We start from the raw sequence: 21,808 nt of genomic DNA on the forward strand, positions 1-21,808 counted from the left end.
AAATGACGCCCCGTACTGCCCTCGGCGCCCTGCATATTGGCGCACTCATGTTTGGCCTGACCGGTGTATTCGGCAAACTCGCCGCAGCTTCGCCGGCGGTCATCGTGTTCGGTCGCGCCGTCTTCGCCGTACTCGCCCTGACGATATTTGCCCGGTTTGCCAGCAGCAGCCGCTGGCAAAAACTGCGGGCACAAGATGGCCGGCGGTTGCTGCTCGGGGGGCTGTTGCTGGCCGGGCACTGGGTGAGTTTCTTCATTGCCGTGAAGGTTGCCGGCGTGGCGATCGCCACGTTGGGGTTCGCCAGTTTCCCGGCCTTCACGGTATTGCTCGAGGGGCTGATTTTCCGCGAGCGGATTCGCGCCAATGAAATCTGGCTGGTGGTGCTGGTGAGCATTGGCCTGGTGTTGGTCACGCCGAACTTCGACCTGGCCAGCGGCGCCACCACCGGTTTGCTGTGGGCCGTGGCCTCGGGGTTGCTGTTTTCCCTGTTGTCATTGACCAACCGCGCCGGCTCGGCGCACGTACCGCCCGTACAGGCCGCGCTGTGCCAAAACGTGGTGGTCGGGTTGTGCCTGTTGCCCATGGCCGCGCCACAATTGAGCGACGTGCGCCCCATCGACTGGTTGTGGATCGGCTTGCTCGGCGTGTTCTGCACTGGCCTGGCCCACAGCCTGTTCGTCGCCAGCCTGGCGGTGATCAAGGCCCGCACAGCGGCGGTAGTCTTCGCCATGGAGCCGGTCTACGGCATCGCCATGGCCTGGTGGCTGTTCGATGAAAACCCGACACTGCGCATGCTGCTGGGCGGCGTGGTGATCATCGCGGCCATCGTGATCTCAAGCCAACTGGGCGGTTCGAAGAAACCGGGTGTTGGCGCTCAAGCCGCGTCTCACTGAACCCGATCGTTGTGGCCCAGGTCCCGCGCCGGGTCGATTTGGTCGCGGACCCGCTGCTTGAGGACCTTGGCTTCGGGAAAACCGCCATCGGCCTTGCGCTCCCAGATCTGCGTGCCGTCGCAACTGATGTGGAACACACCACCAGTGCCCGGCACCAGGGACACTTTGCCCAAGTCATCGGCGAAGGTGCTGAGCAGTTCCTGGGCCAGCCAGGCGGCGCGCAACAGCCATTGGCACTGGGTGCAATACGTGATGACGACTTCCGGTTTGTGTTCGGTCATTGCGGGTGAACTCCTGGGTTCGAAGGCGTCGTTATAATACCTGCCTTTGATCGCCCGCCCCCGAGATTGACGATGCGCCGCCTGCTGCCCCTCCTGCTTCTGCTGCTGTTGCCCTTTTTCGTCCAGGCCGTCGAAACGCCACGCCCGAAAATCGGCCTGGTGCTGTCCGGTGGCGCGGCGCGGGGACTGGCCCACATCGGTGTGCTCAAGGCCCTGGAAGAGCAAGGCATCAAGATCGATGCCATTGCCGGTACCAGCATGGGCGCGGTGATCGGCGGGTTGTATGCCTCGGGCTACAAGATCGACGAACTGGAAAAACTCGCCCTGGGCATCGACTGGCAACAGGCGTTGTCCGACGCCCCACCGCGCAAGGACGTGCCCTTCCGGCGCAAACAGGATGACCGCGACTTCCTGGTCAAACAGAAACTGAGCTTTCGCGACGACGGCAGCCTTGGCCTGCCCTTGGGGGTCATCCAGGGCCAGAATCTGGCCTTGCTGCTCGAAAGCCTGCTGGCCCACGCCAGCGACACCCGGGACTTCGACAAACTGCCGATCCCTTTCCGTGCAGTTGCCACCGACATCGCCAGCGGCGAAAAAGTGGTGTTCCGCAAAGGCCACCTGCCCAAGGTCATCCGCGCCAGCATGTCCATCCCGGCGGTGTTCGCCCCGGTGGAACTGGACGGCCGGCTGCTGGTGGACGGCGGCATGACCGACAACATCCCGCTGGATGTGGCCCGGGAAATGGGCGTGGACGTGGCCATCGTGGTCGATATCGGTACGCCCCTGCGCAACCGCAAGCAACTGGTCACGGTGGTCGACGTGTTGAACCAGTCGACCACCTTGATGACCCGGCGCAACTCTGAAGAGCAACTGGCAACCCTGAAAAAAGACGACGTCCTGATCCAGCCGGCCCTGGCAAGCTTCGGCTCCACTGACTTCGGCCGGGCCCGGGAGATGATCGACGCCGGCTACCGCGCCACCCGGATACTCGAGGCGCGCCTGGCCCCTCTACGCCCTTCCGAAGCGCCCGACGCCGAACTCATGGCCGCACGCACCCCAAGCGAACGCACGCCGGTCATCACCGCCATTCGTGTGGAGAACGATTCGAAAGTCGGCGATGACGTGATCCGCTATTACATTCGCCAGCAGATTGGCGAGCCGCTGGACCTGGGGCGCCTGCAGACCGACATGGGCACGCTCTACGGCCTGGATTATTTCGAACAGGTGCAATACCGCGTGGTCCGCAAGGGCCCGGACCACACACTGGTCATCAGCGCCCGGGGCCGACGCACCGGCACCGACTACCTGCGGCTGGGGCTGAGCCTGTCGGACGACATGCGCGGCGACAGCGCGTTCAACCTGGGGGCCAGCTATCGGGTCAACGGTATCAACCGCCTGGGCGCCGAATGGCTGACCCGGGCGCAGATCGGCGACAGGCAGGAGTTGTACAGCGAGTTCTACCAGCCGTTGGATGTCGGCTCGCGCTACTTCATCGCCCCTTATGGGCAGTTTGAATCGCGAAACGTGGAATCCATCCTGGACAACGATCCGGTGGCCCAGTATCGCGTCGAACGCTATGGCTTCGGCCTGAACGTCGGCCGACAGATCGGCAACAGCGGCGAAATCCGCCTGGGTGTCGGCCAGGCCTGGGGCAAGGCGGATGTGCGCATTGGCGATCACGACCAGCCCAGCGAAAACTTCAATGAAGGCTTCTATGACCTCAAGTACTCCTTCGACTCCTTCGACAACGTGTACTTCCCCCATGAAGGGGAGGACATCGGCCTGACCTGGCGCCAATACGAACCGGGGCTGGGTTCCGACCAGCGTTACCGCCAGTGGGAATTCAAACTGGACAAGGCCCTGAGCAGCGGCCCGGACACCTTCATCCTGGGCGGGCGCTACGGCCGGACAATGGACACCGCGGAGGTCGTGACATCCAGCTTTGTACTCGGCGGCGCACGGCAACTGTCGGGCTTTCGCGAAGACGGGGTCTCCGGGCAGAACATCAGCCTGATGCGCGCCGTGTATTACCGCCGGCTCACACCGCGGGCCTACCTGCCGCTGGACTTGCCGCTGTACATCGGCGGCTCATTGGAACGCGGCAGGGCCTGGAACAACGACAACGAATTCGACAGCGGCTACATCAACGCCGCCAGTATTTTCCTGGGGTTCGATACACCGCTGGGGCCCCTGAATTTCAGCTATGGCTTTAACGACGATGATGAACAGGCGGTTTATCTGAACCTGGGGCAGACGTTCTGATAGCGATGCGGTATTGGATTATCCGCCGCCGATCCATTGTGGGAGCGAGCCTGCTCGAGATAGCGTCGGCACATTCAATATCGAACAAGCTGCCCCACCGCAATCGCGAGCAGGCTTGCTCCCACACGGGCTCGCTGGGGTTCACCAATCCGAAGTTCAGCGAATCCCGGCCAATAGCACTCGCGCAGTCTGCTTCAAAGGTTCGTCCCCCTCTTCGAGCAGTTCTTCAAGCAGGGAGACGGCGGTCTTCAGGTCCCCATCATCGATGCAATTCTGCGCCTGCTCCAGCTTGAGCGAGTGTTCCGGAGCCTGGGGTTCGAGGGGCATGGCGTCCAGGGAAACAGGTTCAAGGGTCAGCGGCTCAAGCTCCAGCGACTGCTCCTCATCGGCAAAACCGTCGAGAAAGGCATCGTCCAATGACTCGGTTTCCAGCGGCGCTTCCCATTGCAAGTCCGGTTCGTCGAAGCCTGAAAGCGACAAAACATCGGCGGCAAGGGGAGAATCAGCGTCTTTTCTGACAGTGTTGTCCTGGGCATCAGCCAGGTCCCAACTGGTTTCCATGGACAGTGCATCCAGGTCCAACTCGAATTCGTCACTGGGCACCGGCTCACGTTCGGGAGCAGATGCAGGAACCGGTACCTGAGGTTGCGCCGATGCCACTGTCGGTGCAGCGATCGCGGCAACCTTGGGGTAACGCCCACGGATTTCCGCCAACATCCCGGCATCGATACCCTGTGCCAGTAGATGATGTTCCTGGGCCTGGAAACCGATGACATCGCCCTGCTTGCCCAGTACCTCCAGCAACTTGAGACCCAGGTCGGTGCGTTCCGGCTCCGCCAGCAACGCGGCACGCAACAGCCCCGCGGCTTCGGCGAAACGACCGTAGGTCAGGTAAATCCCGACGCCCTCCAGCACATCACCCAAGGGCGCATCCCCATTATTGAACGATGCCGCGGGCTCGGACGGCTCCGTATCGGGAATTGATGCAAAGGTTTCGTCGCCCTCCTCCAGCATCGGCCCGGGACGCCCGCTTATCGGCTCCAACTCGGCCTGCTGCTGCCGGCGCCGAACCACCAGCAACAGCGCCAGCAACCCCAACAGGCCCACCAACCCCGCCACCCATGACCAATTGATGCCCTCTGGCTCGACAACCGGCTCTGTAGCGGGCTGTGCGTCCGGTGCCGGTTCCGATGCAGGGAGCTGCGGCTGCGGTTGCGCCGCTGCAACGGGGGCTGGCGCCACTTCGGCCAACCGGGTCTGCAATTCGCTGATCTGCTTGCGCTGGCCAGCGATTTCCTCATCCTGGGCCTGGAGCCGGGTCTGCAGTTCCTCGATGGTTTTCTGTTGCTGCTGGTTTTGCAGCACGCTGGCGGCCAGTTGTTCATCGGACGCAACGGATGCCTGGCCGGCGCTGGTTGCAGCAGACGTCGGCAGCACGGCTGAGTCAGGCAATAACAAGCGCTGGCCGATGGAAAGCCGGTCGCTGCCGGGGTTCAAGGCCTGGATGCCCTGCATCAGTTCATTGACCGACGCATTGCTACCGGCATCATGCAGGCGCTTGGCGATGATCCAGGGGTTGTCTCCCGGCACCACCGTGTAGCGCTTGCCCTGTAGCGCCGGGGGCGGCTTGATCGCCGGCATCGCGGGCTGCGGGGCCTCGGCAGGTTCGTCGCGGGCCGGCACGATACCCGGTGTGCCCGGCGGGTCGATCAGTACGGTGTATTCGCGCAACAGGCGCCCGTTGGGCTGATTGAGCTGCACCAGGAAATTGAGAAACGGTTCCTCCACCGGTTTGCTGGAAGTCACCCGAATGAAGCTGCGCTCCCCGCGCAATACCGGGGTGAAGCGCAAGTTATTGAGAAAGAACACCCGCTCCACACCCGCACGACTGAAATCGTCCGGGCTCGCCAGGCTGGCCGACAGATCGCCCTCGCCGATCCCAGCCACATCGACCAAGGCGATATCGGCGCGCAACGGCTGGTTCAGGGCAGAATGGAGCGTGATCTCGCCAAGCCCCAGCGCTGACGCCAAGGCCGAATACCCCAGGGCACCCACGACGACCGACACGTTGACCCAACTGCGCAACGTGGACTGCAAACTTTCAAGCATGGGCATCCCTTTCGATTACCAGAACCAACCTCGGCGTAAACGCCCCCAATAGGAACGCTTACTACTGGTTATAGTTCGCTAACCGGCGAATCTCAAAAGTCTGACGCCAGGGATCTGCCTCAGGATTTTTCCAGGTTGGCCAGGATCGTACCGTGGACCCGCATGCACACGCGCATGTCCGCCTCGTCGACACCCTCGAACAACTCACGACGCAATTGCGTGGCGATGGTTTCGATTTGTTCGATCAACGGTAGGGCCGGTGCGCACAGCACGATTTTCTTGGCCCGGCGATCCTCGGCCACGGCCTGGCGCTGCACCAGCCCCTGGGTTTCCAGGCTGTCGAGCAACCGGGCCAGGGTCGGCCCCTCGACGGCGACACTCTGGGCCAGTTCACGTTGGGTCGGTGCCTGTTCGAAACGGGCCAGGTGCAGCAGCACCAGCCAACGCGCCTGGGACAAGCCCAACCCGGCCAGGCGACGGTCCAGTTCGGCACGCCAGCCGCGAGACATTTGCGCCAACTGCATGCCAAAACGGTGTTGATCGGTTAACGGCATAAAAAACTCATCAGATCTGAAATAGAGAAAAACTAATTATTAGTCAGCTAAGCATGAGCTTTGGATTCAAGCAAGGTTCGCCTTGCACTGAATCGTTAAAGGAACGCAACTGACTGATCAGACTTCAAATTCCGACTGCAACGCAGCCCTGACGCAGTACAGCACGCCTTCGGGAACTCGTCCGACAAACAATGCAGCGACTTCAGACACTGGCGGTAACTCGCCTTCGCCATCCAGGAACGCGTCCTGTACCTCTCCCATCAGCTCTTCGGGCAGATCCAGTGCCTGTTCCAGGGATAACTGCTGTTTGCCGATGGCCTCGGCCAGCATCGTGTAGACGTTCTTTTCCGAGCACTGCAATTGCCCGGCGATCTGCAACGGCGTCATGCCGGCGCGAGCCAGGGTGATGAGTTCGTGGCGTACATCGGCCACCGCTTTCGGTGCTTCGGCCTCGCCGCCCAGTACCTGGAGGAAGGCCTCGCCATAGCGTTCCAGTTTGCGCGCGCCGACGCCACTGACCCGGGCCATTTCCGCCAGGGAGGTGGGCTGGCTGCGGAGCATTTCCAGCAGCGTCGAGTCGGGGAAGATGACGTACGGCGGCACGCCGTGTTCTTCGGCCAGCTTGCGACGCAAGGCGCGCAAGGCTTCCCATTGATCGCGCTCTTCGCCGCGCACCAGTTGGCTGGCCTGGCTCTTGCTGCTCTTGATCGCCGTTGCCGGCTTGAGGTCGCGGCGCAGTTCGAGGGTGACCTCACCCTTGAGCAAAGGCCGGCAGGTTTCAGACAAACGCAGGCCGCCGTAGCCTTCCAGGTCGATGTCGGCCAGGCCGCGGGCCACGAGTTGTCGGAACAATGAACGCCATTCACTCTCGGTGCGGGCCTTGCCCACCCCGAATACCGAAAGGTGCTGATGACCGAAGTTGCGGATCTTCTCGTTGTCCTTGCCCAGCAACACGTCCACCAGATGCCCCACGCCATAGCGCTGGCCAGTGCGGAAAATCGCCGACAGGGCCTGGCGGGCCGGCTCGGTGGCGTCCCAGGTTTCCACGCCATCGACGCAGTTGTCGCAATGACCGCACGGCTGAGGCATGTCTTCATCGAAATAGGCCAGCAGGGTCTGGCGACGGCAGCGGGTTTCTTCGCACAGCGAGAGCATGGCGTCGAGCTTGTGCTGTTCCAGGCGCTTGTGGCGCTCATCGCCTTCGGAGTTCTGCAGCATCTGCTTGAGCATCACCACGTCTTGCAGGCCGTAGGCCATCCAGGCGTCGGCCGGCAAGCCATCACGGCCGGCCCGCCCGGTTTCCTGGTAATACGCCTCGAGGGACTTGGGCAGGTCCAGGTGCGCGACAAAGCGCACGTTGGGCTTGTCGATACCCATGCCGAACGCGATGGTGGCCACCATGATCAGGCCTTCCTCGTTGAGGAAGCGCTTCTGGTGATAGGCCCGCAGGTCGTTGGGCAGGCCCGCGTGATATGGCAACGCCGGGAACCCCTGCTCACACAGAAACGCTGCCACTTCATCGACTTTTTTGCGCGACAGGCAATAGACAATGCCTGCATCGCTACGGCGCTCGGCGAGGAACGCCAGCAACTGCTTGCGCGGCTGCTCCTTGGGCACGATGCGGTAGAAAATATTGGGACGGTCGAAGCTCGACAGGAACCGCTCGGCATCCTGCAAGTGCAGGCGCTCGACGATTTCTTCGCGGGTGCGCTTGTCGGCGGTGGCGGTCAGGGCGATGCGCGGCACGTCGGGGAACAGTTCCGCCAGTTGCCCCAGTTGCAGGTATTCACGGCGGAAATCATGGCCCCACTGGGACACGCAGTGGGCTTCGTCGATGGCGAACAGGGCGATCTCCAGGCTCTGCAGGAACGCCAGCATGCGCGGCTGCACCAGGCGTTCCGGGGCCAGGTACAACATCTTCACTTCGCCGCGCTTGATGCGCGTCGCCAGGTCCCGCTGTTGCTCGGCGCTGAGGGTGGAGTTCAGCGAAGCGGCGGCGACACCCAGCTCCTCGAGGGTCGCGACCTGGTCGTCCATCAGCGCGATCAGCGGCGAAACCACCACCGCCAGGCCGTTGCGCAGCAGCGCCGGCACCTGGAAGCACAAGGACTTGCCGCCGCCGGTGGGCATCAGCACCAGGGCATCGCCACCGCTGGCCACGCGCTCAATAATGGCACCCTGGCGGCCACGGAAACTGTCGTAGCCGAAGATGTCCTTGAGGACGCGTTGAGCCTGTTCGAGCATAGAAACTCCAAAAATCACCGAAACATCCCTGCAAGGCTGGTTCAGAATCGCAAAAGCTGCACCGGCGAATCGTAAGTGCGCGTTTCAGACCGGCGGACGCCGCAGGGCATCACAAAACGCGGCAGTATACCCGAGGCCTTCGTTGCGAAGGGCGTCGCTGACAAGAGGCTCTTTGGACTTTGAAGATAAGGAAGCCGAACACTGCATGTGTGGCGAGGGGATTTATCCCCGCCGGGCTGCGCAGCAGCTCTCTCGGCTTACCAGGTGGATCGCAAACTCAGGTGGCCATTTTGGGTCTGCTGCGCAGCCCAACGGGGACAAATCCCCTCGCCACAGGGACCGAGTTCAGCCCTTCTTTTTCGGTACGCCCCCCAACCCTGCCCTCATGGGCAAGGCAAATACACCACGCGGCTGGCCTGGGCGCTCAAGAAGGCCTAGAATTCCCGCATTGTTTATTCCCCAAGGTAGCCCGTAATGTCCTTCGCTGAGCAACTGACCCGCCTGCAAGTCTTCCTCGATGCCGATGAGCTGCACGATGAAGCGCTGGACTACGTGGCCGCTCATGGCTACCTGACCGCCCTGTCCATCTGCTCCGAACAGGTGCCGGACCGTGAGTGGATCGACGCCCTGTTCGCCGAAGAGCCGCATTACGCCAGCGAAGCCCAGCGCGCCGAAATCGAATCCACGCTGGTCGGCCTCAAGGCCCACATCGCCCGCCAACTGGCCTCCGACGAAGAATTCGAACTGCCCTGCGAACTGGACCTGGGCGATGACCCGGACGATTCGGAACTGCGTGGCTGGTGCATCGGTTTCATGGAAGGCGTGTTCCTGCGCGAAGCCGCCTGGTTCGAAACCGCCGAAGAGGAAGTCAGCGAAATGCTGCTGCCGATCATGGTCGGTTCCGGCCTGTTCGACGAACAACCGGAGTTCTCCGACATCGCCGCCGATGCGAACCTGATGGACGACATGATCGTCCAGATCCCCGAAGCCCTCACCGCCCTGTACCTGCTGTGCAACGCACCGGACGAAAAACCGGCGATCCTCAAGCCTCGTCACCACTGAGTAACCGGGTGTCCGCGCCCATCGGCAACCGCCCGTTGATCCTGCGTTACGCTCTACTGGCCATCGGCTGGTTGAGCGTGGTGCTGGGGGTCATCGGCATCTTCGTCCCCGTACTGCCCACCACCCCTTTCCTGCTGCTGGCCGCAGCGTGCTTCGCCCGCAGCTCGCCGCGCTTCTACCAATGGCTGGTGGAACATCCCCGCCTCGGCCCGTGGATCCGCGACTACCTCAGCGGCAACGGCATCCCGCTCAAGGGCAAGGTCTACGCCATTGGGCTGATGTGGGTGAGCATCCTCTTTTCCTGCTACCTGGTGCCCTTGCCGTGGGCGCGAGGGTTCATGCTTACCAGTGCGGTGCTGGTGACGGTTTATATCCTCAAGCAGAAAACCCTGCGTAGGCCTTGAATGGGGCACGAACTTGGCCTCCCTCGCCACAAATGCAAACCCCGCCCTGTCCAATTTGGACATGGCGGGGTTTGTTGTTTCAGCTCACCTCACACCGTATCCACCTTCAACGAGTGATCATTCAACATCCCGTTGATGATGGTCGCCGTATCCGCGCCCGCGATCATCCCGTCCACGCCCGGCGTGACGCCGTAGTGGCTGGCCAGGTTGACGCCGGCCAGGTCGATGGTCTGGTTCGGCGTGGCGCCAGCGGTGGCGCTGACGTCGATGCTGGTCACGAGCGACGCACCACTACCGGTGACGGTGAAGTGCAGGTAATCGTCCAGTGACGCCGCACTGCCGTTTTCCCCCTGCAACAGTTGGGATAAGTCGAGTTTATCGAGGCCGGGCGTGAAGTCGGTGATCACGTCATGGCCGCTGTTACCCGCTTGCCACTGGAAGGTATCGGCACCGCTGCCGCCGGTGAGGGTGTTGTTGCCCAGGCCGCCGATCAGCAAGTCATCGCCGCCACCGCCATTGAGCACGTCATGGCCTAATCCGCCGTTGATGCGGTTGCTGGCACCGTCACCGGTGAGGGTATCGTTGAAGTTCGAACCGACCAGGTTTTCGATACCGGTCAGCGTGTCGGTGCCGGCGCCCAAGGTGTTCTGCGCCGCCAGCAGGCCCAGGTTGACGGTGACCCCGGCGGTCGCGTGGGCATAGCTCGCGGTGTCGTTGCCCGTACCGCCGTCGAGCAGGTCGTTGCCCGTGCCGCTGTAGAGCAAGTCATTGCCCGCCCCGCCATGCAGGGCGTTGTTGCCCGAACCTGCGCTGAGTATGTCGTTGCCGTCGCCAGCATTGAGGGTGTTGTCACCGCCGCCGGCCATCAGCACATCGTCCCCGGCGGTGCCCGTCAGGGTATGGCCGGCCTGGTAACTGATGCCTACCGACGCGCTATCACTGCCGCCATGATTGTCACTGGCGGTGTAGCTGCCGTGGTAATCCGACGTGCTGTCCTGGGCACCGGCGTAGTTGACGGTCAGGGTCAGTTGATAGTTTTCCGCAGCGTTGGCGTTTCCACCGCCCGCATTGGGGATGTTGGTGACGTGGATCTGGTAGTTGCCATCCGCTGCCGCGGTGAAAGAAGCGCCGTCACTGATCGCGATGAAAGGCCCGCCGTTGAGTGAATACTCCATGGCAATGCGACCGGCCGCCAGGTTGTGGTCCAGGGTGAGGGTTTCACCCTGCTTGAGGCTGATGTTGAGCCGGTCCTCATCGTTGGCATTGTTATTGGACACCATCCCCAGTGCACCGCTGACCACCAGCGCCGCCGTCATGCTCGCGGTATTGGCGACAAAGGCGCTGCGGCTGAGGTTGATTGACTGCACGTTGTTACCGGTGAAACTGACCGTGCCGGTGCTGCCGGTAAAGTCCGAGCCCTTGGCGGCCCAGCCGGTATTGAAGCTGGTGGGTGACGCGGTGAGCGGATCGCCGTTGGCGTCGCTGTCGTTACCCAGCAGCAGCTCACCCGGGATCACAATGTTGCCCGACAGCACGTTGGTGATGATGTTGTCGTCGACAGCGATCGGTGGGCTGTTGGGCACGACATTAATCACCAGGTTGGAGCTCGCCAGGTCACCGTCATTGTCGCTGACGGTGTAGCCGATGTGTTCGGTGATCAAGGTGCTGGTGGCCGTCTGAGAGGTGTAGCTGAACGCACCGGTATCCAGGTTGACCACCAGGGTACCGTCATGGTCGGTGGCAATGCTCAGTGTATTGGTGACGGTATTGAAAGAGCCGTGGTTGGCCCCGCCACTGGCGCTCAGCGCACCCTGGCCACCGTTGGCCGCCGGGTCGTAGCTGTACGTGGTGCCGTCGACCACCAGGCTTTTGACAAACCCGCCATCGGCGCCGAACGAGCCCCCCTCGTCCAGCAGGTTGCCAGTGACCGGCGCACCTTGCACGGTGTCGGAAAGCACCGAGTTGAGCTGGTTCAGGTCGGTGACCACCACCGCGTTGGTGTTGGTGTGGGCGCTGCCGTCGTAGGCCAGCGGGTCGAGGTGGGCGTTGCTGACGCCACTGCCCAGGCCAATGGCGTAGTTCTTGATGCCGTTGGCGTCGAGGAAGGCTTTCCAGGCGGCCTCGTCTGCCGAGCCGATTTCACCCAAGGTCGGCTTGCCGTCGGAGAAGAAATAGCCGACGTTCTGTGCGCCGGTCAGTTGGCCTGGATTTTCGAACGCAGTCTTGGCCATCGCCACGGCAGCATCATAATTGGTGTCACCGTGCGCGCTCAGCGCCGAGATCAGCGTCTTGGCAGTTGCCACATCCACCCACAGGGTGCTCTGGTCGGTGGCGCTGCCGCTGAAGGTCACGAGCTGGACTTTCACATCGCCCATGTCGTCGTATTTGTCGAGCAAGGCGCTGATCGCCTGTTTCGCCAGGTCCATCCGCGAGAGCCCCGGCACGCCGGAGGCATCTTTCATGCTGCCAGAGACGTCGAGCACGATCAGCAGGTTGGTATCGATCTCCACCGCCGTGACCGAACGCTCGGACGCAACGGCCTTTGGCACGTCATCGACGATGCTGACCACCAGGTTACCGATGGTGCTGTTGCCCAAGGCGTCCGTGGCCTGATAGGTGAAGCTTTCGCTCAAGGCATTCGGACCATCGTTGGCGTGAGGCGTGGTGCTGGCCGGCGAGGTCAGGGTGTAGGTGTACGACCCATCAGGATGGAGCAGCAACTGGCCGTAGGCGCCCGTGGCGTTGCCCACCAGGGTAAAGGTGACGGCGCCCGTGGCACCGCTGACCGACCCGACCAAGCTGCCACTGGCGGTTTCCCCGGTGGCGCTCGGGTCACTGCCGGTGACGGTGCCGGGGGCCAGGTCCTGGCCATCCTGGGTCAGGTCCAGGGCTTTTTCATAGACGGTAATCTCGTGATCGGTTTCCGCAACGAGGCAGCTGTTGTGCACGTCAATGGTGATGGTCGTGGTGCTTTCATCGCCATCGGCGTCGCGCACGGTATAGGTGAAGACATCGGTCGCACCTGGCGCGCCAACCGCGTCGGGGTTGCTGTGGTAGACGGCGTTGCCGTTGGCGTCCAGGGTCAGGTAGCCGTAGGTGCCATTGATCTGGCTGTTCAGGCCACCGATGGCCGGGTTCGAGGTGTCGTTGCCGGCGCGCACACCAATGACTGCACCGCCGTCGGCACCGAGTACGTCGTTGTCCAGCACATTGCCGCTGACCGTGCCGCCCTCCACCACCGAGGCAACATCGGCATGGGCGTTGGGCACGTCGTCGACGATGTCGATGACGATGGTGCTGGTGACCGTATTGCCCAACGAGTCCGTCGCCTGATAGGTGAAGCTTTCGCTCAACACGTTCGGGCCATCGTTGGCGTGAGGCGTGGTGGCGGCTGGCGCCGTCAGGGTGTAGGTGTAGGAACCGTCGGGCTGAAGCGACAGTTGACCGTAGGCTCCGGTGGCGTTGCCCACCAGCGCGAAGGTCACTGCGCCCACGGCGCCGCTGACCGAGCCGACAAGGCTGCCGCTGGCGGTCTCGCTGGTGGCGCTCGGGGCGCTGCCGGTGACGGTGCCGGGGGCCAGGTCCTGGCCGTCCTGGTTCAGGTCGAGGGCTTTTTCGTAGACGCTGATTTCCTGGTCCGATGTGGCGACGAGGCAGCTTTCGTGAACATCGATGGTGATGGTGGTGGTGCTTTCATCGCCGTCGGCGTCACGCACGGTGTAGGTGAAGACATCGGTCGCGCCCGGAGCACTGACGGTATTCGGGTTGCTGTGGTAGACCGCGTTGCCGTTGGCGTCCAGGGTCAGGTAGCCGTAGGTGCCGTTGATTTGAGTGTTCAAGCCGCCAATCGCCGGGTTCGAGGTGTCGTTGCCGGCGCGCACACCAATCACCATGCCGCCGTCCGCGCCAAGTACGTCGTTGTCCAGCACATTGCCGCTGACCGTGCCGCCTTCCAGCACCGAGGCAACATCGGCATGGGCGCTGGGCACGTCGTCGACGATGTCGATGACGATGGTGCTGGTGACCGTATTGCCCAACGAGTCCGTCGCCTGATAGGTGAAGCTTTCGCTCAACACATTCGGGCCGTCGTTGGCGTGAGGCGTGGTGGTGGCTGGCGCAGTCAATGTGTAGGTATAGGAACCGTCGGGCTGAAGCGACAGTTGACCGTAGGCACCGGTGGCGTTGCCCACCAGCGCGAAGGTCACTGCGCCAACGGCGCCGCTGACCGAACCGACAAGGCTGCCGCTGGCGGTCTCGCTGGTGGCGCTTGGGGCGCTGCCGGTGACGGTGCCGGGCGCCAGGTCCTGGCCGTCCTGGTTCAGGTCGAGGGCTTTTTCGTAGACGCTGACTTCCTGGTCTGGCGTAGCGACGAGGCAGACATCGTGGACATCGATGGTGATGGTGGTGGTGCTTTCATCGCCGTCGGCGTCGCGCACGGTGTAGGTGAACACATCGGTGGCACCCGGGGCGCTGACGGTGTTCGGGTTGCTGTGGTAGACGGCGTTGCCGTTAGCGTCCAGGGTCAGGTAGCCATAGGTGCCGTTGATCTGGGTATTCAAGCCGCCAATCGCCGGGGTCGAGGTGTCGTTGCCAGCACGCACGCCAATCACCGCTCCACTCGCGGCCGGCCCGTCGGCACCGCCTTCGTCGTTATTCAGGACGTTGCCACTGACCGTCCCGCCCTCATCCACGGAGGCGGAATCAGCGTGGGCAGTCGGCAGGTCGTCGACGATGTTCACGTCGAGGTTGCCGTTGGCGGTGGTGCCGTTGTCGTCGGTGACAACTACGGCAAATTGCTCGCTCAGGCTGTTGGCACCGTTGGCGTTTGGATGGGCTTCATTGTCCAGCAGCGTGTAGCTGTAGCTGACCACGCCCGTGGTGGCGTTGTAGCCGGTGATGGTCAACGTATTGCCGAGTGCGGTGGTAATCGATTGCGGGAAACCGGCTGCCACACCGCCGGTGACGACGTTGATGCCGCCGACGCTCAACGTCTGCACACCATCCAAAGCAGTAATCGTAAAAGTACCGCTTTGCGTCAGGGCCGGCGCATCCGGGCTGCTGCCGTCGCTGAGGTTTTTTTCCTGGACCGCCAACTCGCCACCCTCGGTGTCGAGACCGGTGATGATCACCGGGTCGTCGTTGTTGTGCACTTGCAGTACCAGGTTCGCGGTACTGGTGTCGCCATCGGCATCGGTCAGGGTGTAGGTGAAGGTCTCGCTGCCGTTGCCGCCGCCGTGCAAGCCTTTGAAATCGGCGTCGGCAGTGTTGAGGGTGTAGGTGTAGGAGCCATCGGCGTTGAGCACCAGGGTACCGTAGGTGCCGGTGAAGGTACCGGGGGTGATCGGACCGGAGGCCACATGGTCCGCACCTTGAGTGTCATTGGTCAGCACGCTGCCGGTCAGGGTCAGGTTGGTTTCCGAAGCGGTACTGGCATTGCTGTCGTCCACGGCTTTTGGCAGATCGTCAACGATATTCACGTCGAGGTTGCCGTTGGCGGTGGTGCCGTTGTCATCGGTGACAACGACGGCAAATTGCTCGCTCAGGCTGTTGGCACCGTTGGCGTTTGGATGGGCTTCATTGTCCAGCAGCGTGTAGCTGTAGCTGACCACCCCAGTCGCAGCGTTGAAACCGGTGATGGTCAGGGTGTTGCCCAAAGCGGTGGTAATCGATTGCGGGAAACCGGCTGCCACGCCGCCGGTGACGACGTTGATGCCGCCGACGCTCAAGGTCTGCACACCGTCCAAAGCAGTAATCGTAAAAGTACCGCTTTGCGTCAGGGCCGGCGCATCCGGGCTGCTGCCGTCGCTGAGGTTTTTTTCCTGGACCGCCAACTCGCCACCCTCGGTGTCGAGGCCGGTGATGATCACCGGGTCGTCGTTGTTGTGCACTTGCAGCACCAGGTTCGCGGTACTGGTGTCGCCATCGGCATCGGTCAGGGTGTAGGTGAAGGTCTCGCTGCCATTGCCGCCGCCGTGCAAGCCTTTGAAATCGGCGTCGGCAGTGTTGAGGGTGTAGGTGTAGGAACCGTCAGCGTTGAGCACCAGGGTGCCGTAAGTGCCGGTGAAGGTGCCGGGCGTGATAGGGCCTGAGGCCACGTGATCCGCACCTTGAGTGTCGTTGGTCAGCACGCTGCCGGTCAGGGTCAGGTTGGTTTCCGAGGCGGTGCCGGCGTTGCTGTCGTCCACGGCTTTTGGCAGATCGTCAACGATATTCACGTCGAGGTTGCCGTTGGCGGTGGTGCCGTTGTCATCGGTGACAACCACGGCAAACTGCTCGCTCAGGCTGTTGGCACCATTGGCGTTTGGATGGGTTTCATTGTCCAGCAGCGTGTAGCTGTAGCTGACCACCCCAGTCGCAGCGTTGAAACCGGTGATGGTCAGGGTGTTGCCCAAAGCGGTGGTAATCGATTGTGGGAAACCGGCTGCCACGCCGCCCGTAACCACATTGATGCCGCCGACGCTCAAGGTCTGCACACCGTCCAACGCCGTCACGGTGAACGTGCCGCTTTGCGTCAGGGACGATGCATCCGGGCTGCTGCCGTCGCTGAGGTTTTTTTCCTGCAGTGATAACTCTCCACCTTCGGTATCGAGGCCCACCAACACCACTGGATCGTCGTTGTTATGCACCTGCAGCACCAGGTTCGCGGTACTGGTGTCGCCATCAGCGTCGGTCAGGGTGTAGGTGAACGTCTCGGTGCCGCTTCCGCCACCGTGCAACGCGACGAATTGCGGGTCGCTGGTGTTCAGGGTGTAGGTGTACGTGCCATTGGGGTTTAGCACCAGGGTGCCGTAGGTACCGGTGAACGTCCCGCCAATGATCGGCCCGCTGTCGGGGCCGGTGGGGATACGGTCGGCGCCCTGGTGATCGTTGGTCAATACGTTACCCGTGAGGGTGACGAGGGTTTCCGAGGCTGTGTTGGCGTGGCTGTCGTCGATCGCCTGGGGCACGTCGTCGGTGATGTTAACGTCCAGGGTCCCGGTAGCGGTGTCGCCATCGGAATCGACGGCAACGACCGGGAACTGTTCGGTGATGTTGTTGGCACCGCCACCGGCAGGATGGGTTTCATTGTCCGTCAGAGTGTAGGTGTAGCTGACCACGCCGGTAGTCGGGTTGTAGCCGGTGATGGTCAACGTGTTGCCCAGCGCCGAGGTGATGGTTTGAGGGAAACCTGCGGGCACACCGCCAGCAATCACGCTGATGCCGCCGATGCTCAGGCTGCTCAGCCCATCGGGGGCAGAAACCGTGAAGGTGCCGCTTTGCACCAGTGCACTTGGGTTGCTCGCCGAACCATCGGCCAGATTGGCCTCATTGGTGGTCAGTTCGCCGCCTTCCACGTCCACGCCATCCAAGGTCACGGGGTTGTCTGGTGTTTCGGGGGTGACTGGCGGCACGGTGCTATCGCCGTCGTTATCCGGATCACCGGCCAGGCGCAGTTGCGGAAACTCGGGTATCCCGTTGAACCCGGCCGTAGGGAAGCCAATCTGCGGATCGACCTCGCCACCGACTTCTTCCAACAGCACGAAACTGTGCCCGCCGCCCACGCCACCGGGGTTACCACCCTCGGGGCCCGCGGCCGTGGCTTCGCCGGTCTGGGTCGGGTCGGCACCGGCGGCGATGGCTTGTTGCAGTTTTTGTACGTCGGTCAGTTGCGCGTTACTCGGTGTCAGCGCTTCAGGCGTGTCGACATGGGGTGCGTGGTTGGCGAGCAGCTGTGGGGTAAGGGTTAGGTTACTTCCGCGTCCCAGGGTCAATTCCTGGCCATTTTGCAGATGCACCGCCACGGCCCCTTCGCCCCCGGTGATCAGGTGTTCGCCGGCATAGAGCCGGTCGCCTTCGACCAGAGGCCGCCGCAGGCCACCGGCCGCTTCTGCGAAAACCTGCCCGACCACTTTACTGACGATACCGATGAGCGCTGCCATGTGCATTTCCTCCGTTGCCGACCGCAATCGGCACCTGTCTGGGTGAAGAATCCGTCCTCAGGTTGGCGACCGGGAAAGCTGGAAAATCTGCCAGCTTTCGTGAAAGCGGAAGGTGCTGGCAATTCGCCAAAACGACAAAAAACCGTCACACAAACTTGCTTCTCACATCGCCCTTTCGGCACTTCTTCACATCGCTTAAAAAACTGAACGGAACTTTTATTGACGCCTAAAAGCCGTCAGAACCCGCGAATTCAAAGGCTTTCGCTTTGAACAATGTGCTGGTTTTTTTCAAGTACATAAGTTTTTTTCGGCATAAGCGTTATGAGAAATTCTTCTTAGGTTTTGCGCAGGATGTTCTTAGCTGTGTTGTTACAAGGTTGAAACGGTTTTGATCTTAAATACGTCAATATATTGGCGACAACGAAGCACTACAGACCTCAGGAGATGCACCCCATGCGCGTTCTAACCCCCCTCTGCAGCGCGGTTTTGCTGGCCATGGCCTGCTCTTCTCAGGCGCAGGCCATGTCCTTGACCGAAGCGATCCAGAGCACCATCGCTACCCACCCAGAGCTGGCACAACGGGTGGACAGCCGTCTGTCGGCCAATGAAGACGTCAAGGTCGCCAGGGGGGGCTTTTTCCCGTCGGTGGATCTCAATGCCGGTTACGGTCGCGGCTACAGCGACAACACCAACACCCGGGCCTTGGGCAACCACCACACCAATATCCTGACCTACACCCAATCAGAGCTGCGCCTGCGGCAGATGATCTTCGACGGGTTCAACACCGCCAATGAAGTGGAACGTACCCAGGGCGTGGTCAACTCCCGGGCCTATTACGCCCAGGGCACCGCCCAGGATCTGGCGCTGCGTACCATCGAGGTCTACCTGGAAGTGCTCAAGCGTCGCGAACTGGTGACCCTGGCCAAGAACAACCTGCAGGCGCACCTGCGGGTCAACGACCAGATCGGCCTGCGCACCGAACGTGGGGTGGGCAGCACCGCCGACTCCGACCAATCCAATGCCCGTCGGGCCCTGGCGGAAAACAACTACGACACCGCCCAGGTGGACCTGGCCGACGCCGAGGCGAATTTCTACAGCGTGGTCGGGCGCATGCCCGATGAGTTGGAAATGCCGCCCTCGACCAAGGGCGAAATCCCCGCCGATCTGCGCGAAGCCCAGCAAAGCATGGTGGATAACAACCCGTACCTGAAATCGGCCCAGGCCGACATACAGTCCGCCGAAAGCCAGTACGAAGTGGCGAAGTCACCGTTCTACCCCCGTTTCGATGCCGAGGCGGCGGTGGGCGCCAATAACAACATCGGTGGCGAAGAAGGCCATGACAACAACTGGCGGGTCGGCGTGGTGATGAACTACAACCTGTTCCGCGGTGGCAGCGACAAGGCGCGGCTGGCCTCCAACGCCCACCAGATCAACCAGGCCATGGACATTCGCAACAATGCCCTGCGCCAGCTCAACGAAGACACGCGCCTGGCCTGGAACGCAATGCTCAACGCTCGCAAACAGACGCCTACCGCCCGGGAATACGCCGAAACCACTTCCCGCGTGCGGGCCGCCTACCAGGATCAGTTCGGTCTCGGTCAGCGCACCCTGCTCGACCTGCTCGACAGCGAAAACGAGCTGTACAACGCCAACCGTCGCTACACCGAGGTGCGTTACACCGAGGAATACTCGATGTACCGGGTGCTGGCGAACATGGGCCTGCTGTTGCACAAGCAACGGATCGTGCTGCCGGCCGACGCGGTCGCGCAGACCGAAGTCAAGAATCAGGCCCGGCTGCCGGAACTGAAGTAGTCCCCCCGGAAAATGGGAGCGATCAATGTGACCAGCATGGAACCTGCAACCCCCGGCGCTGATCCGCGGCTGAATTTCGATGATCCCTTGCTGGACGGCCTGTTGATCCTCTGCAAACTCCATGGCGCGACGGTCAGCCGCGCCAGCCTCAGCGCCGGGCTTCCTATGGCGCACCAACGCTTGAGCCTGGACCTGCTGCCACGCGCAGCGGCCCGGGCGAGCTTGCAGGCGCGACTGTTGCGTCGTGAGCTGGCGGATATCTCGCCCCTGAACCTACCGGTGATGCTGGTCCTGGTGGGCGGCCGCTGTGCGGTATTGCGGCGCTGGGGTGAGGATGGCAAGGCGCTGATCCTGCCCAGCGAAGCCGACGGCGGCGAACAATGGGTCAGTCGCGAGGAACTGGCCCTCGATTACAGCGGCCAGGCCTTGTTCGCCCGGCCGCGCCATGAACTCGAAGACCTGCGCTCGCCTTTGGTGCCGCGGGTCGAGGCGTGGTTTCGCGACACCTTGAAACTGTCGCGCTGGCTGTACAGCGACGCGATCCTGGCGAGTTTCCTGATCAATCTGCTGGGCCTGATGGTGCCGCTGTTCGTCATGCAGACCTACGATCGCGTGGTGCCGAACCAGGCCACGTCGACCTTATGGGTGCTGGCCGTGGGGCTGCTGATCGGCACCGGTTTCGAACTGGTATTGCGGGTGGTACGCGCCCACCTGCTGGACACTGCTGGCAAGAAAACCGACGTGGTTCTTTCCGCCACCCTGTTCGAGCGCATCACCGGCATGGCGATGAAGGCCAAGCCGGTGACCATCGGCGGCTTCGCCCAGAGCATCCATGACTTCCAGGGCCTGCGGGAGTTTCTCACCGCCGTAACCCTCACCAGCCTCATCGACCTGCCCTTCGCCCTGCTGATGCTGGTGGTGATCGGCCTGCTCGGTGGCTGGCTGGTGGTGATTCCAGTGGTGGCGTTTCCCATCACCATTGTCTTCGCGATGATCATCCAGGTGCGCCTGCGCGACACCGTGCAAAAAAGCCTGGCCCTGGGTGCCCAGCGCCAAGCCTTGTTGATTGAAACCCTCGGCGGCCTGGAAACCCTCAAGGCCTGCAGCGCCGAAAGCGAACGCCAGCATCAGTGGGAAAGCACCCACGGCGCCCTCACCCGCCTGGACAGCCATGCGCGCAACCTCTCGGCATTGGCGACCAACGGCACGTTGTTCCTGCAACAACTGGCCGGCATGGCAACCATCGTCGCCGGGGTCTACAGCATCATCGCCGGCAACCTCAGCGTCGGCGCGCTGGTGGCGACCTACATGCTCGGCAGCCGAGTGCTCGCCCCTCTCGGGCAGATCGCCGGGCTGATCACTCGCTACCAACAAGCCCAGCTCACCATGCGCAGCACCGATGCCTTGATGGCATTGCCCCAGGAGCGTGACGCCAAGCAACGGCCACTGGATCGCACCCAATTGCAGGGCGCGCTGGAGGTCAACGGCGTGACCTTCCATTACAACGGCCAGAGCTCCCCCGCGCTGGCCAATATCAGCTTCAGCCTCAAGCCCGGCGAACGGGTCGGGATCATCGGTCGCAGCGGTTCGGGCAAGAGCACCCTGGCGCGCCTGGTGATGGGCTTCTACGCGCCGGAGGAAGGCCAGTTGCTGCTGGACGGCCTGGACCTGCGGCAACTGGACGTCGCCGACCTGCGCCAACAGATCGGCTATGTCGCCCATGACCTGCCATTGCTGGCCGGCAGCCTGCGGGACAATCTCACCCTGGGCGCCCGCTACATCAGCGATGCGCGCATGCTGGAAGTGGCGGAACTGACCGGTGTCACCGAACTGGCGCGCCAGCATCCCCAAGGTTTCGACCGCCCGGTGGGCGAGCGCGGGCAACTGCTGTCCGGCGGCCAACGCCAGGCCGTGCTGCTGGCCCGGGCCTTGTTGCTCGACCCGCCGATCCTGCTGCTGGACGAACCCACCAGCGCTATGGACAACAGCAGCGAAGACGTTTTGCGACAAAAGCTCCACACCCACGTACAGGGCAAGACCGTGCTGCTGGTGACCCACCGCACCTCGATGCTGAGTCTGGTGGATCGCTTGGTGGTGTTGGACAACGGCCGGATCGTGGCGGATGGACCGAAGGACGCGGTGATCGATGCATTGCGCAAGGGACGGGTGGGGTCTGCGGCGGTATAGCTGCCAATACAGCAACCTGTGGGGGCAAGGTTTGTGTGGGAGCAAGGCTTGCCCGCGATACAGGCGCCTCGGTTCCAGTGA

At 62.5% G+C, this 21,808-nt stretch carries 11 protein-coding genes; 6 read left to right on the forward strand and 5 right to left on the reverse strand.

All coding sequences use genetic code 11. The features are described 5' to 3' along the window. Positions 1–2: 2 nt before the first annotated feature. On the forward strand, positions 3–893 hold the full coding sequence (locus GN234_RS10625; protein WP_109751317.1) for a DMT family transporter: 891 nt from the start codon (positions 3–5) through the stop codon (positions 891–893). Here the strand turns inward: GN234_RS10625 and GN234_RS10630 are convergent. Then, positions 887–1,174, reverse strand: a complete 288-nt coding sequence (locus GN234_RS10630) for an Rdx family protein (RefSeq protein ID WP_109751316.1) — start codon at positions 1,172–1,174, stop codon at positions 887–889. The genes GN234_RS10625 and GN234_RS10630 overlap by 7 nt on opposite strands. A gap of 72 nt (positions 1,175–1,246) precedes the next feature. Here GN234_RS10630 and GN234_RS10635 point away from each other — a divergent pair, with 72 nt between their 5' ends. Then, complete coding sequence (locus GN234_RS10635; RefSeq protein WP_176688437.1) at positions 1,247–3,436, forward strand: patatin-like phospholipase family protein; 2,190 nt, start codon at positions 1,247–1,249, stop codon at positions 3,434–3,436. A gap of 156 nt (positions 3,437–3,592) precedes the next feature. On the opposite strand, the gene GN234_RS10640 is transcribed toward GN234_RS10635, so the two are convergent. From GN234_RS10640 to recQ, 3 genes are all read right to left on the reverse strand, one after another. Beyond that, positions 3,593–5,545 carry a FimV/HubP family polar landmark protein gene (locus GN234_RS10640; RefSeq protein ID WP_176688438.1) on the reverse strand — a complete coding sequence of 651 codons (1,953 nt, stop codon included), beginning with the start codon at positions 5,543–5,545 and terminating at the stop codon, positions 3,593–3,595. A gap of 119 nt (positions 5,546–5,664) precedes the next feature. Continuing rightward, positions 5,665–6,099: a MarR family transcriptional regulator gene (locus GN234_RS10645; protein ID WP_003199001.1), complete on the reverse strand. Its 435-nt coding sequence runs from the start codon at positions 6,097–6,099 to the stop codon at positions 5,665–5,667. Between the two features lie 117 nt (positions 6,100–6,216). Further along, on the reverse strand, positions 6,217–8,343 hold the full coding sequence (gene recQ, locus GN234_RS10650) for a DNA helicase RecQ (RefSeq protein WP_109751313.1): 2,127 nt from the start codon (positions 8,341–8,343) through the stop codon (positions 6,217–6,219). Between the two features lie 474 nt (positions 8,344–8,817). On the opposite strand from recQ, the gene GN234_RS10655 reads away from it, so the two are divergent. Together GN234_RS10655 and GN234_RS10660 are read left to right on the forward strand one after the other, a co-directional pair. Beyond that, complete coding sequence (locus tag GN234_RS10655) at positions 8,818–9,405, forward strand: UPF0149 family protein (RefSeq protein WP_109751312.1); 588 nt, start codon at positions 8,818–8,820, stop codon at positions 9,403–9,405. An 8-nt stretch (positions 9,406–9,413) separates the two neighbouring features. Then, positions 9,414–9,809: a YbaN family protein gene (locus GN234_RS10660; protein ID WP_116831733.1), complete on the forward strand. Its 396-nt coding sequence runs from the start codon at positions 9,414–9,416 to the stop codon at positions 9,807–9,809. Between the two features lie 89 nt (positions 9,810–9,898). Here GN234_RS10660 and GN234_RS10665 read toward each other — a convergent pair whose 3' ends face one another. Next, complete coding sequence (locus GN234_RS10665) at positions 9,899–17,728, reverse strand: retention module-containing protein (protein WP_176688439.1); 7,830 nt, start codon at positions 17,726–17,728, stop codon at positions 9,899–9,901. A gap of 453 nt (positions 17,729–18,181) precedes the next feature. Between GN234_RS10665 and GN234_RS10670 the strand changes: the two genes are divergently transcribed. Both GN234_RS10670 and GN234_RS10675 read left to right on the forward strand, forming a co-directional pair. Continuing rightward, a complete protein-coding gene (locus GN234_RS10670) occupies positions 18,182–19,540 on the forward strand; it encodes a TolC family outer membrane protein (protein ID WP_109755801.1) in 1,359 nt (452 codons plus the stop codon). A 27-nt stretch (positions 19,541–19,567) separates the two neighbouring features. Then, positions 19,568–21,727 carry a type I secretion system permease/ATPase gene (locus GN234_RS10675; RefSeq protein WP_116834191.1) on the forward strand — a complete coding sequence of 720 codons (2,160 nt, stop codon included), beginning with the start codon at positions 19,568–19,570 and terminating at the stop codon, positions 21,725–21,727. The last annotated feature ends 81 nt before the right edge of the window (positions 21,728–21,808 follow it).

Source organism: Pseudomonas bijieensis, assembly GCF_013347965.1.
GTDB lineage: Bacteria > Pseudomonadota > Gammaproteobacteria > Pseudomonadales > Pseudomonadaceae > Aquipseudomonas > Aquipseudomonas bijieensis.